Source organism: Falsibacillus pallidus, assembly GCF_050990905.1.
GTDB classification, from domain to species: Bacteria; Bacillota; Bacilli; order Bacillales; family DSM-25281; genus Falsibacillus; species Falsibacillus pallidus_A.
Genome location: NZ_CP158866.1, coordinates 528,675 through 541,448 on the forward strand (window position 1 = coordinate 528,675; position 12,774 = coordinate 541,448).

A 12,774-nucleotide genomic window follows, 5' to 3' on the forward strand; every position below is an offset into this window, starting at 1 on the left:
CAGGAGGGTGCAATATGAAGAAAATATATGTCATCCATGAAAACAGCGAGTGGACCGATCATTTAATCAAACGTTTGATTAAATTAGAATTACCCTTTGAAGAATGGTTTTTGGACCGAGGAATGGTCAATCTTGACGAACTTCCGCCAGAAGGGGTGTTTTACAACCGCATCAGCGCGTCTTCCCATACGAGGAATCACCGATTTGCTCCAGAGCTTACCGAAGCTGCCCTAGTCTGGCTGGAGAAAAACAAGCGCCGGGTTGTGAATGGCAGCAGGGCCATCCGGTTAGAAGTCAGCAAGGTCAACCAGTATATGAAGTTGAACGAGTTTGGCATCCAAACACCGAAAACGATTGCTGCATCAGGAAGGGAAGCAATAGTGGAGGCTGCGGAGAAAATCGGCACTGCTCCATTCATCACAAAACACAATCGTGCAGGGAAGGGACTCGGCGTCCAGCTTTTCCATACAATTGAAGGCTTGAAATCCTATGTGAATGGACCTGATTTTGAAGAGCCGATTGATGGCATCACATTGATTCAGGAATACATCCAGGCTCCGGAACCATACATCATTCGATGTGAATTCATTGGCGGCAAGTTTATGTATGCCGTCCGGGTGGATACTTCTGAAGGATTCGAGTTATGTCCGGCGGACGCCTGCAGCATCGAGGATATGTTCTGCCCGGTAGGAGAAGAAAAAGAAACAAAGCCGAAGTTCGAGATCTTAGATGGATTCAATCATCCGATCATTGAGAAATATGAGGCGTTTTTGAAAGGAAGCGGAATTGACGTAGCGGGCATTGAAATGATTCAGGACCAAAAAGGCAATGTCTATACGTATGATGTCAATACGAATACCAACTACAATTCAGATGCCGAAGAAAAAGCGGGAAAATTCGGCATGCTCGAGCTGGCGAAATATCTCGGGAGCGAACTGGATAAGATATGATGATTTGCAAAAGCCGCAGTTCTTGTTGGGACTGTGGCCTTTTTATGGAAAAGTTCCGTTATCATTTTGAAAAAAGCAGATTGTTCGGGATTTAGGTATGAAAATTGTCCATTTAATGGGGGAAAGAGGCGAAATGGCGGCGAAAAAGGTGCGATTTGACCTTGTGCAAGGTGTGAGGCTGCGAAAAGGGAGTTGATTGCATGGAAATATAAGTGATTCTTCCCGCATGCATGGCTCTATGCGCGAGAAATGTTCGTTTATGCGCGAAATCGAGCTGTTTATGCGCCAAATTACCACTGTTATGCACCGGCAACTGCTGCTTATGAGCGAAAACCACCCTCTTATGCGCCACCGGCTATTTTTGCTCCAATCTAGTGTGCGAATATCCGCTTCACTAAGAAGAAAAGGAACCCCCGGGGTCTCGAATCGGCAAAATTCGACAAATCTCGGGGCGTGCCTGTCACCTCGAGTTGATTCGACAAAAACCGGGGCGTGACAGGCACCCTTTCATGCTTTAAAGCATTTTTGGGAAGGTGCTATTCCTCTAATATTCTGATAGAATGGTAATAATAGATAAATAGGAGGTCTATTATGACTATCGATACGAAAGCATCTACAGCCATAATTGGCATTGGTGCTTCTGCAGGTGGTTTGGAGGCAATCGAACAGTTCTTCCATTCAATGGAGGATGGACAATTCTTTTCGTTTGTCGTGGTTCAGCACTTATCTCCAAACTACCGAAGCTATATGCCTGAACTATTGAAAAAGGCAACAGATATGGACATCCTCACCGCTGAAGACGGAATGGCCATAAGTGAAAAAACCATTTACTTATGTCCGCCGAGCTTTTATATAACCATAGATTCTAATCGGAAAATCAAGCTTGCTCCATACCCTTCTTCAAGGAGCCCCCATTTTCCCATAGATGAACTATTTGAATCGATGGCACATCAGCTTAAGGAAAAAGCGGTAGGAATCGTATTTTCCGGAAATGGATCTGACGGCACCCGGGGACTGAAAAGCATCCGGGAAGCAGGAGGGTTATGCATGGCACAGGATGCCTCTGCTAAATACCGGGATATGCCACTGAGTGCAAGGGAAGAAGGGGTGGTGGACTTTGTCCTTTCCCCTGATGAAATGCCGCAGCATCTTTTAAGCCATTTCAACTATAAAAGCTATATTTTTTCGGAAGATATTTTAAGTGAAATATTCTTTTTGTTGAATAAAAGTACGAATGTAGATTTCTCTCAATACAAGCTTAATAGTGTCAAAAGAAGAATCGAACGCCGGATGAATCTTTGCGAGCGCAAATTTTACAGTGCAGAGGACTACAAGCAGTTCCTTCTTGAAAACCCCGGAGAAGTTAAAAAGCTGAAAGAGGACCTTTTGATCGGGGTGACGCATTTCTTCCGCGACAAGCCGGCTTTTGAGTATTTGGAAAAAGAGGTATTCCCGAAGCTGGTAGAAGAGAAGAAAAAGAATCACAGCAAATCGATCCGAGTATGGGTTGCCGCTTGTTCAACAGGGCAGGAAGCGTATTCGATCGCAATGCTCCTGAATGAAGAGCTGAACAAGCAGAAACTGGATATCCAGGTACAGATTTTTGCGACGGATGTGGATAAGAACGCCATTAAAACAGCGAGTCTTGGAAGGTTCAATAAACAGATCATCGCAACGGTCCCTCAGTCTTTTCAGACGAAATACTTTGAGCGGGATAAAGAGGACTATGTCATCAAGAAAGACATTCGCAAGATGATCGTTTTTGCTCCTCATAATATAACCAAGGATTCGCCATTCGTTGATCTGGATATGGTCAGCTGCCGCAATGTACTGATTTATTTTCAGCCAGAGCTTCAGCAGAGGGTCCTTTCTTTATTCCATTTCGCATTAAAAGAGAATGGCTATCTTTTCTTAGGGCCGAGTGAAACGCTTGGAAGGGTTTCTAACTTATTCGGAACCCTGAACAGCAAGTGGAATATCTTTTCCAATGCGTCTCTGGAAAAAGGGCAGATTTCGAGTGGTCTGGCAAAGCAGGCAAGAGGAGGGTCCTCAGGGGCTCCTCTTGCACCGATGGCTGAAAAATACACCAGCTATAAAGCTTATAATCATGCCAATGACTTCTCGACGATGCTTTTGGATGAAATGCTTGAAGCATGTGTGATTCTCGATGATGAGAATGAAGTCATCTTCTCCTCTTCCAAGGCACAGCAATACTTGTCTTTTCCAAAGAATAAATCCAGCTTCAACATCCACCACATCGTTCCGACAAGTCTATCTGTCGTGATTGGCGCTGCCATTAAAAAAGTGAAAGAGACTCATGAAGAAGTTTCTTTTGAAAATATCGAGGTCCGCTACAAGGATCATCGTGAATATTACTTGAATCTGGTGGCCAAGCCGGTATTCAAAACGGACAGCGGATTCAGGAACATAGGGATTTTCTTTGAGGAAAAGAAAGTGGAGTTTTCTAAAAAAGAATACAAAGCCTACCCATACGATCCAGAGTACTTGATCCATCAGCGAATCAATGAAATGGAGCAGGAGCTTTACCTGACAAAACAGCATCTCCAGAGTACAATCGAAGAGCTGGAAACATCCAATGAAGAACTGCAGTCGACCAATGAGGAATTAATTGCAGCAAACGAAGAATTGCAGTCGACCAATGAGGAACTCCAGTCGGTCAATGAAGAGCTCATTACGGTAAACAATGAATATGAAAAGAAAATCGAAGAATTGATCCAGCTGAATAATGATATGGACAACCTTCTTATCAATACAAAGATTGCAACCATTTTCCTTGATAAGGAATTTCATATTAAACAATTTACACCTGAAGCAACCAATGTTTTTTATTTGATGGAAAGGGACATCGACCGTCCGATTCATCATATTTCACATGTCTTGAAGTATGAGAACTTCTTGAGGGACCTTGAGGATGTGCTGCTGCATCCTTATACGGTGGAAAAAGAAGTTCAATCCACTACAGGTAAATGGTACAGCATCAAGATCATGCCATACCGCACAAGTGAAAACTTTATTGAGGGTATAGTGATAACCGTTCAGGATATTACAGAACTCAAGGTGATCGACAAGAACTTTGCAATGAGTGTCAATGCCTTGGAGCAGATGGGCTCGAGAATTATCGTCACCGATATGGAAGGGGCTGTCACCCATGCGAATCAAAGCTTCTGCGACTTTGCAGGGAGTTCGGAGAATGAGCTGACAGGCATCTTCATCGGCGAAGTCTGCGGAGGACATTTCCAAAAAACCGGCTTCCTTGACCATTGGCAAATCGCTAAAGAAGGATCAAGGTGGAACGGGGAAATATCATATGGAAATGCAACCGGTGGAGAAACATGCGAGTACTTGATTATCGCTCCATTGTTGGATGAGAACGGAACAATTGTACAAGTCATGACCATCGGGACAGATATTACCGATCGAAGAAAAGAACAGGAGCATCTGTTCAAGTCAGAAGTCGTGTCCATGATTACCCAAGTCGCGATTGCGGAGCAGGACAGCATAAAAATCCCGCTTGAGAAAATAACGAACAGGGTGGCGCCGGCCTTGTTTAATCATTCCGGCAATGAGGCAGCAAACCCGGTGGAAGGAGCCATCAGTCAATGGCTCCTAGCTTCTGATCCGGGAGCCGTCGAATAATTCATACCACACAAAAAAGAGAGTCCATGATCAAAATGGACTCTCTTTTATTTATTTAATAAATGACTGCTTGGAAATGGGAAGGATGGTAGAGTAGAAGTCTAGTGTTGATTTCAATTCTTCCAGCTCTTCTTCAATTTCCATCAGGCTTTCAATCTTTCCGGATTCTATTATATCGGGTTTTAAATTCCCAAACTGTTCTTGGACGCGTTCGAGCCGTGCGATTGATTCTCTTAATCCTTCGTGGTCTCCCAGCATATTGGCGATTTGCCGGTCTGTCAATACAGGCTGGAAAAACTGAATCCAATCTTTTCGTCTGAATTGATCAAACTTGGATAGATCATCTCTCATCAATTGCTCCCGAAGCAGGTTCATTTGATGGCGAATCAATTTGGTGTCTTCTTTTTTAGGGATGCAAACGACATAGTAGTTGGAGGTATTTTCAATAAAAGAAAAGAAAATCTCGTAATTCATGGGGACAGGCTGATCCTTTTGCATCAGGTTAACTTCAAAGCCCCCTGAAGGCATTTCTTTCCTTGCAAATGTTTTGCTGATTTTTGCCTGACTCTCTTTATCCACGAGATCCATAAAGGAATTGCGGAAGGGGAAAATGGAAGCTGCATCTGAATAATCAAGAATCTGATAGTTGAAATCTAAAATAAAGAAGGGGATGGGGATGTTTTCGATAATTAACACATAAATTCCACCTTTTTAAATTTGCTTGATTGCCTCTTCTTTCGAAAAATCCGCAGCCCATCTCTCGAGATCATATAAATCGGATACCAATATAGTCTTTTTATCGATATGAGATTCAAGGTTGTATAACGAAACCAATCTCCCGCCAATCAATGTCATTGGCTGATGAGGAAGCGCCCTTATTTTTTCTTCGCATTTTAATAGATTAGGAAGCAACGTGGAAATGGAAATGGACATTCCGACTAATTCCGGTTTCCATTTGCGCGCAAAATAAACGGCATGATCGATGGGAAGATTCGATCCGAGCATTTTTACTTCCCAGCCATTTGCCCGTAAAATCGAAGCTGACATCTTCAACCCGATATAATGCTCCTCTCCTTCTATGCAGAAAAGCATGGCCAGCGGCTTAGGCGCAGCAGGAGCTGGTGCAGGCTGGAGCCTTGTCAGAAGAAAGTCGGCTGTAATGGTAGCAAGATGTTCATCCGCTACAGAGATTATATTTTTTTCCCAGAACCGTCCGAGATTGTACATGGATGCTTTTATAATATCTTCTTGGATCTCGATAGGCGAGTAGCCCAGGCTCTTCGTTTTCTCAAGCCAATCCTCGGCTTTGAACCAATCGCCTTCGAGCAGGATTTTAGTCAGATCGTTAATGAGGTTCTGCATCGCATAACACTCCAAATAGTAGATTTACCTCAATCATAACACTATATAATGGAAGTAGATAGTGATGGATACGATATATTGTAAATATCCAATAATTTCCTTCGAATTGTCCAGACCCTATTCTCATTGACAAAAATCGACATCTATTCTATGATAACGAGGAAAAAGTTCCACCTGAAATGAAAGTTGAGGTTCATAGCCAAACCCTCGTTAAAAAACTATGGATAGCCAATTGAGAAAATCAGGCCATATCCATTTTTGGTATGGTTTTTTTATTTGGTAAATTTGTAAGTTATTGATTTTAGCAAAGGTGAAAGTTTGGTGTTGATTGAAGCGGAAGGTGCGAGACTCCGGGGGAATCAGCGGGACAGTTGAGACCCCACAGCGAAGCGAGGAGGCTCAATGCCCTCCCCTCGGAAAGCGAGCTTCCTTCAGCGGAAATCAACCAAATGCTATCTTTGTATCAAATACCCATATAGATATTTAATGGAGGTATCACCATGTCAGGAAGAAAAGATGAAGAACTTCAAGATGTTACCCTTTTAGGAAACCAGGGAACCAACTACTTGTTCGAATACTCCCCGGACATCCTTGAAACATTCGATAACAAGCACCAAAACCGCGACTATTTTGTAAAATTTAACTGCCCTGAATTCACATCCCTATGCCCAAAAACAGGCCAGCCCGATTTTGCCACCATCTACATCAGCTACATCCCTGAAGTGAAGATGGTCGAAAGCAAGTCACTCAAGCTATACCTGTTCAGCTTCCGCAACCATGGAGATTTCCATGAAGACTGCATGAACATCATCATGAATGATTTGATTGAATTGATGGATCCACGCTACATCGAAGTGTGGGGCAAATTCACACCGCGCGGCGGCATTTCCATCGATCCATACACAAACTATGGCCGTCCAGGCACGAAGTACGAAAAAATGGCCGAGTACCGCATGATGAACCACGATTTATATCCAGAAACAATCGATAATCGATAAGAAAATTTACCTGCAGACATCCAGTTTGCAGGTTTTTTCTTATTTGGAGCAAATATTTTGATATTTGGAAGAAAATCGGCCGAATATGATGGTGAAATGGCTGAGAAATGACTATTTAATTCTTCTGCACGATCTAAAGGGGGAGAAAAGGTACGGAAATATAGTGAAATCCCCCTCTCAATCTTGCTCTATGCGCGAGAATTTCTTGTTTATGCGCCAATGCTTTGGTCTTATGCGCGAAAAACTATACGCTATGCGCGAGAAAGCATCCTTTATAATTCAAATCGACACTCTTATGCGCCATTGGCATTCACCACGTTAAATGAAGTATGAATCACCTCTCTGCACCTGGAAGTAATTAGTAATTATCGACTTCGTTCGACAAAAGTCGGGTGGTGACAGGCACCTTGACCGGCAACTTGACTAGGCACCTTTTTCATTATACTTGCACTCCAATGGATAAAAGAGTTATAATAATTTTATATTTCAGACATTAAAGGAGGTGTGTCAAGAGATGAAAAGTTCTGTTGGATTGCAAGGCCAATTTTTAGAGTTTATCTACATTTGCCGTGCAATTTTTCATGCGAATTTCAACAAAGGGATCAGTCTGCCCTTTTTTAGAAATTTCATATGAAAACAGAACGGTGAGATATCTCTTGACCCATTAAGGAGTCCTTTCATGTAATCGGATGAAGAGAGCGATCCTTTGCTCTCTTTTTTATATCCAAAATTTATGGCATTCGGATGCCGCATGAGACCACGGGAGAAGTGTACCTTGCCCGTGGTCTTTTTTGTGCTAAAAAAGTAGAAAGGAGTAATTCTAATGACAATATGCAGTGTAAATGAAATCAGTAAAATGTTCGGCGGCAATAAGATATTTGAGAATTTGAGCTTTGAAATCAATGAAGGAGACCGCGTCGGCCTTGTCGGAAGAAATGGAACGGGAAAGACGTCGCTCTTTAAATTGATGGCGGGCTATGAATCAGTGGATGAAGGACAGATCCATTTTAAGAAGGGGACGAAAATCGGTTATTTGCCGCAGATCCCGGAATTCCCCCAGGAGTTCACAGCGAGGGATGTTTTGAACCTGGCCTTTAAGGAAGTGAAAGTGATTGAGGAAGAACTGCGGGAACTTGAACGAGAGATGGGAGAAGAAAAGCCGGGCAGCCAGATGGAGAGAATACTGGAAAAATACGGGCTGCTCCAGGAACGATTTGCATTTCTTGGCGGCTATGAAATGGAAGCGAATATTGCGTCCATCGTCAATGGTCTGCAGATCGGTGCTTTAGTTGAACAGGATTTCCTTCAGTTGAGCGGCGGGGAAAAGACCAAAGTATGTTTAGGATATTTGCTTCTGCAGAAGCCTGACCTGCTCCTGTTGGATGAGCCGACGAACCACTTGGATATCGGAGCAGTGGAATGGCTGGAGCAGTATTTGAATGAGTATGCCGGAACCATTGTCATCATTTCCCATGACAGGTACTTCCTTGATGAAGTCGTTACCAGGATACTTGATTTGGAGGACGGGGAAATCACACTTTATCACCATAACTACTCAGGATTCGTGAAGGAAAAAGAGGAGCGTCTCCTGATTGAGTTCCAAGCTTATCAAGAACAGCAGAAAAAAATCAAGAAGATGAAGGAAGCGATCAAAAGGCTGAAGGAGTGGGCGAACAGGGCGAATCCGCCTAACGAGGGGCTCCATAAGAGGGCTCGAAACATGGAGAGGGCTCTTGAGCGAATGGACAAATTAAAGCGTCCAATACTCGAAAGGAAGAAAATGAATCTTCAGCTTGATGCGGCAGATCGTTCGGGGAAAGAGGTCCTCATGATTAAGGATGGACGGAAAGCCTTCCCGGATAAAGTGCTATTCGATGACCTCCAGCTGCAGGTTCAATATTTGGATCGGGCCGCCATCATAGGAGAAAACGGGACGGGGAAATCGACCATCATTAAAGTCCTGCTTGGCGACCTTTTGTTGGATGGAGGCGAAGCGAAAATCGGGAGCAATGTAAAGATCGGATACCTTTCCCAGCACCATGTGTACCATGATCCAAACGCTTCTTTAATTGACGTCTTTCGGGATGAGGTATCTGTGACGGAAGGGGATGCAAGGCATATCCTCGCGAAGTTCCTGTTTTATGGCCACTCTGTTTTCCGCAAGGTTGGCAGCCTGAGCGGAGGGGAAAGAATGAGGCTCAGGCTCGCCCAGCTTATGCATCAGGATGTGAATGTACTGCTCCTCGATGAACCGACGAACCATCTCGACATCGATTCGAGGGAAGTGCTCGAAGACACGCTGGAAGACTTTGAAGGAACGATCCTGGCAGTATCCCATGACCGATATTTCTTAAATAAACTTTTTGATAAGACGTATTGCTTAAAAAATAGAAGGCTTCACTTTTTTGATGGCGGCTATGAATGGGCCAAGAAAAAATTGCAGGAAATGAGCGAGAAAGAGGAAGAGGTGAAAGAAGTAAAACAGCAGAAGCAAGCTTTGGAACCGAAGCCGGTAAAGAAAACTGCAATTCAAATCGACCCGGCGGATATTGAAAAGCAGCTGGAAGAAGTAGAAGAAGAGCTGGCAAAAATCCAAAACCAGATGCTTACGGAAACCGATTTGGAACTTCTTCAAAAACTCTATGAGAATCAGCAAGAAAAAGAAGCAGAAAAAGAGGTTCTATATTCACAGTGGGAAGAAACTCTACCCTAAATTGTAATTATTTATCAAAAAATTGAATCTTTTTACATCCTCCTTCGTAGATAAGGTATGAAAGCGAATCGCTTCGCCAAATACGGAGGAGGTTTTATTTATGTTCGAATTGTTCAAGCGGGTCAAAACGGTTGTAGCAGCTGAATTGCATGCCATGGTGGATAAAGCGGAAAACCCGGTGCATTTAATGGACCAGTATTTGCGGGAGATGAACCAAGAAGTTTCAGAAGCGGAACGGGCGACAGCCAAAATGATTGCGGAGGAAAGGCTCCTTGGGAAAAAAATAGCCAATCAGAAAGAGCTGCTTGATGTGAGGCAATCACAGGCAGTGGAAGCTTTGCAATCACAGAAAGAGGACCTGGCCAAAAAAGTGATCGAAGATAAGATGAGGCTGCAAAAAGAGCTGGTGCAGCTGGAAGAGCTTCATACGATGACATTGCAGCACGTTGTGGACTTGAAGGAAAAGCTCAGCGTGATGAAAAGCGAGTACCGTGAGATGGAACTGAAGAGAAATACACTCGCAGCAAGGGCTCACGCAGCCCAAGCCAAATCGTCTATCAATCAAGTACTTTCAACTTCTCACTCTGAAGGAGCCAAAAGCGGATTTGCCAGGATGGAAGAAAAAGTGGCAAGGGAAGAAGCCAAAGCCCAAGCATGGGAAGAGTTGAATGGCGGGAATCGCTCCCTTGAAGAAGAGTTGAAAGAATGGACTTTGGAGAATGAAGTAGAGGCAGAGCTGAATAAATTAAAGAGCATGATACAAGAAGAAAAACAATCCAGCTAAGGGATGAGAAGAGATGGAGCTTTTTGGGACGTCAATTGAGAGCATTTATTTAACGATATTAATAGTTTCAGGAAGTTTAATTGTGCTCTATGTTCTCTTCAGCGATCTTCTTCATGCCATCCATGGAATTGCGGACCCGGGAGGATGGATCAATCCGGCAGTGATCCTCGCCTTTTTCACATTTGTATCGGCAAGCGGCTATATCCTGGAGTTCGCCACAGGTCTGGGAAGCGTGACGATCCTGGTGATTTCCATATTAATCGCCCTTGTCCTGGATTCGATTTTGAATATCTTTGTATTCATCCCTTTATCAAGGGCAGAGGAATCACTCGGCTACACAGAGGATTCGCTAAGAGGACGGATAGGCAAAGTCATTCTCAGCATCCCGGTGGATGGATTTGGGGAAGTATTGATTGAAAGCAAGAGCGGCGCCATTGCCAAATCGGCAAAGAGCTTTGATGAGGAAAGCATTCCAGAAGGAACCAGAGTACTGATCATCGATATAAAACAGGGAGTGGTTTTGGTTTCTCCCCAGGAAGAATTTTAAAATAGACAGAACAGGGAGGATGCACATATGGGTATGATATGGATCATAATTGGGATTGCAGCATTTTTAATACTTGCCCTCATAGGGGTATTCGTCACAAAATATCGGACGGTCGGACCGGATGAGGCGCTGATCGTCACTGGAAGCTATCTTGGCGGAAAGAACGTACATGTCGATGAATCCGGCAATAAAATCAAGATCATCCGGGGCGGAGGAACATTTGTCCTGCCGGTATTCCAACAGGCAGAGCCGCTAAGCCTCTTATCCAGCAAACTGGAAGTCACAACGCCTGAAGTGTACACAGAACAGGGTGTTCCGGTCATGGCGGATGGTACGGCCATCATCAAGATCGGTGGTTCCATCGGGGAAATTGCGACAGCAGCCGAGCAGTTCCTCGGAAAGACGAAAGAAGACCGGGAAAATGAAGCAAAAGAAGTCCTTGAAGGGCATCTGCGTTCGATTCTTGGTTCGATGACTGTTGAAGAAATCTATAAAAACCGCGATAAATTTTCACAGGAAGTCCAAAGGGTCGCATCACAGGACCTTGCCAAAATGGGGCTTATCATCGTCTCATTCACCATCAAAGATGTCCGGGATAAAAATGGCTATCTTGATTCCTTAGGGAAGCCGAGGATCGCACAGGTCCGCCGGGATGCAGACATTGCAACAGCCGAAGCGGAAAAAGAGACGCGGATCAAGCGGGCAGAAGCAGCCAAGGATGCTAAGCGTGCTGAGTTGGAGCGCGCGACTGAAATCGCCGAAGCAGAAAAAGAGAATCAAATGAAAATTGCAGATTACCGACGCGAGCAGGACATTGCCAAGGCTCGCGCCGACCAGGCATATGATCTGGAAACAGCCCGCTCCAAGCAGGAAGTAACGGAGCAGGAAATGCAGATCCGCATCATCGAGCGTCAAAAGCAAATCGAACTTGAGGAGAAGGAAATCCTCCGCAGAGAGCGCCAGTACGATTCAGAAGTGAAAAAGAAAGCCGATGCAGACCGCTACGCTGTAGAGCAGGCAGCATCAGCTGGAAAAATGAAGCAAATGGCAGAAGCCGATGCGAATCAATACCGCATTGAATCATTGGCGAAAGCAGAAGGAGAGAGAGTCAGGATTGACGGTATTGCCAAAGCCGATGCCCAGCGCGCCCAAGGGGAATCTGAAGCTGAAATCATCCGACTTAAAGGGGTTGCCGAGGCAGAAGCGAAGCGGAAGATCGCCGAAGCGTTCGAGCAGTTCGGGCAAGCAGCGATCCTCGACATGGTGCTTAAAATGCTTCCGGAATATGCGAAGCAAATCGCGAGCCCGCTCAGCAACATCGATAAGATCACGGTGGTGGATACTGGCAGCGACGGAAAGAACAGCGGCGCCAATAAGGTGACGGGATATGCGACGAACCTTATGTCCACATTGCAGGAGTCCCTTAAAGCTTCCTCCGGGATTGACGTTAAGAACCTTTTGGAGAACCTCTCCGGAAAAGGGAACGTGCGTCAAAGCCTCGACGAAATGACTTATGAAATGAAGCAGTCCAATCAGCAGCTGTCTGCTTCAAAGGAAAAAGAAGAAAAAGAAGACTAATAACGAAAACGGATTCCATTGCGGGGTCCGTTTTTTTGAATTGGCTATGTTAAAGCTCATTGTTGATTTTAGCTGGATTCTAGCTGTTGATTGGAGTGCAAGACGCAGACTCCGGTGGGAAAAGCGGGGTAGGCGAGACTTGTCTAGCTTCCGCGGCTAGAGGCTCGAGGTCATAAGTCAAGCAT

The 12,774-nt window shown here is 44.5% G+C and carries 10 protein-coding genes and 1 riboswitch; of the genes, 8 read left to right on the top strand and 2 right to left on the bottom strand.

Annotated elements, in window-relative coordinates:
* The first annotated feature begins 14 nt into the window (after nucleotides 1-14).
* Together ABTV07_RS02715 and ABTV07_RS02720 are read left to right on the top strand one after the other, a co-directional pair.
* Complete coding sequence (locus ABTV07_RS02715) at nucleotides 15-950, top strand: ATP-grasp domain-containing protein (RefSeq protein WP_433747162.1); 936 nt, start codon at nucleotides 15-17, stop codon at nucleotides 948-950.
* A gap of 591 nt (nucleotides 951-1,541) precedes the next feature.
* Entirely contained in the window at nucleotides 1,542-4,607 is a 3,066-nt protein-coding gene (locus ABTV07_RS02720) for a CheR family methyltransferase (protein WP_433747165.1), read from the top strand.
* A 51-nt stretch (nucleotides 4,608-4,658) separates the two neighbouring features.
* Here the strand turns inward: ABTV07_RS02720 and ABTV07_RS02725 are convergent, their stop codons facing one another.
* Together ABTV07_RS02725 and ABTV07_RS02730 are read right to left on the bottom strand one after the other, a co-directional pair.
* Complete coding sequence (locus tag ABTV07_RS02725; protein WP_433747168.1) at nucleotides 4,659-5,303, bottom strand: hypothetical protein; 645 nt, start codon at nucleotides 5,301-5,303, stop codon at nucleotides 4,659-4,661.
* A 15-nt stretch (nucleotides 5,304-5,318) separates the two neighbouring features.
* Nucleotides 5,319-5,969 carry a cobalamin B12-binding domain-containing protein gene (locus ABTV07_RS02730; RefSeq protein ID WP_433747171.1) on the bottom strand — a complete coding sequence of 217 codons (651 nt, stop codon included), beginning with the start codon at nucleotides 5,967-5,969 and terminating at the stop codon, nucleotides 5,319-5,321.
* A 182-nt stretch (nucleotides 5,970-6,151) separates the two neighbouring features.
* Nucleotides 6,152-6,197: riboswitch (PreQ1 riboswitch) on the top strand.
* A 272-nt stretch (nucleotides 6,198-6,469) separates the two neighbouring features.
* Here ABTV07_RS02730 and queF point away from each other — a divergent pair.
* The 6 genes from queF (at nucleotide 6,470) to ABTV07_RS02760 (ending at nucleotide 12,589) form a co-directional block, all read left to right on the top strand.
* Entirely contained in the window at nucleotides 6,470-6,967 is a 498-nt protein-coding gene (gene queF, locus ABTV07_RS02735; RefSeq protein WP_114745665.1) for a preQ(1) synthase, read from the top strand.
* Nucleotides 6,968-7,481: 514 nt separating this feature from the next.
* Entirely contained in the window at nucleotides 7,482-7,601 is a 120-nt protein-coding gene (locus tag ABTV07_RS02740) for an RAxF-45 family protein (protein ID WP_433747175.1), read from the top strand.
* Between the two features lie 189 nt (nucleotides 7,602-7,790).
* Entirely contained in the window at nucleotides 7,791-9,680 is a 1,890-nt protein-coding gene (gene abc-f / locus ABTV07_RS02745) for a ribosomal protection-like ABC-F family protein (protein WP_433747178.1), read from the top strand.
* Nucleotides 9,681-9,780: 100 nt separating this feature from the next.
* Nucleotides 9,781-10,464 (top strand): PspA/IM30 family protein, encoded by a 684-nt coding sequence (locus ABTV07_RS02750; RefSeq protein WP_433747181.1) that lies wholly within the window; start codon nucleotides 9,781-9,783, stop codon nucleotides 10,462-10,464.
* A 13-nt stretch (nucleotides 10,465-10,477) separates the two neighbouring features.
* Nucleotides 10,478-11,011 (top strand): hypothetical protein, encoded by a 534-nt coding sequence (locus ABTV07_RS02755; RefSeq protein ID WP_433747184.1) that lies wholly within the window; start codon nucleotides 10,478-10,480, stop codon nucleotides 11,009-11,011.
* A 27-nt stretch (nucleotides 11,012-11,038) separates the two neighbouring features.
* Complete coding sequence (locus ABTV07_RS02760) at nucleotides 11,039-12,589, top strand: SPFH domain-containing protein (protein ID WP_433747186.1); 1,551 nt, start codon at nucleotides 11,039-11,041, stop codon at nucleotides 12,587-12,589.
* The last annotated feature ends 185 nt before the right edge of the window (nucleotides 12,590-12,774 follow it).

Coding starts and splice junctions, on each gene's coding strand:
- ABTV07_RS02760 (WP_433747186.1), top strand. CDS start 11,039: ATGGGTATGATATGGATCATAATTGGGATTGCAGCATTTTTAATACTT.
- ABTV07_RS02740 (WP_433747175.1), top strand. CDS start 7,482: ATGAAAAGTTCTGTTGGATTGCAAGGCCAATTTTTAGAGTTTATCTAC.
- ABTV07_RS02720 (WP_433747165.1), top strand. CDS start 1,542: ATGACTATCGATACGAAAGCATCTACAGCCATAATTGGCATTGGTGCT.
- ABTV07_RS02750 (WP_433747181.1), top strand. CDS start 9,781: ATGTTCGAATTGTTCAAGCGGGTCAAAACGGTTGTAGCAGCTGAATTG.
- ABTV07_RS02730 (WP_433747171.1), bottom strand. CDS start 5,969: ATGCAGAACCTCATTAACGATCTGACTAAAATCCTGCTCGAAGGCGAT.
- queF (WP_114745665.1), top strand. CDS start 6,470: ATGTCAGGAAGAAAAGATGAAGAACTTCAAGATGTTACCCTTTTAGGA.
- abc-f (WP_433747178.1), top strand. CDS start 7,791: ATGACAATATGCAGTGTAAATGAAATCAGTAAAATGTTCGGCGGCAAT.
- ABTV07_RS02755 (WP_433747184.1), top strand. CDS start 10,478: ATGGAGCTTTTTGGGACGTCAATTGAGAGCATTTATTTAACGATATTA.
- ABTV07_RS02715 (WP_433747162.1), top strand. CDS start 15: ATGAAGAAAATATATGTCATCCATGAAAACAGCGAGTGGACCGATCAT.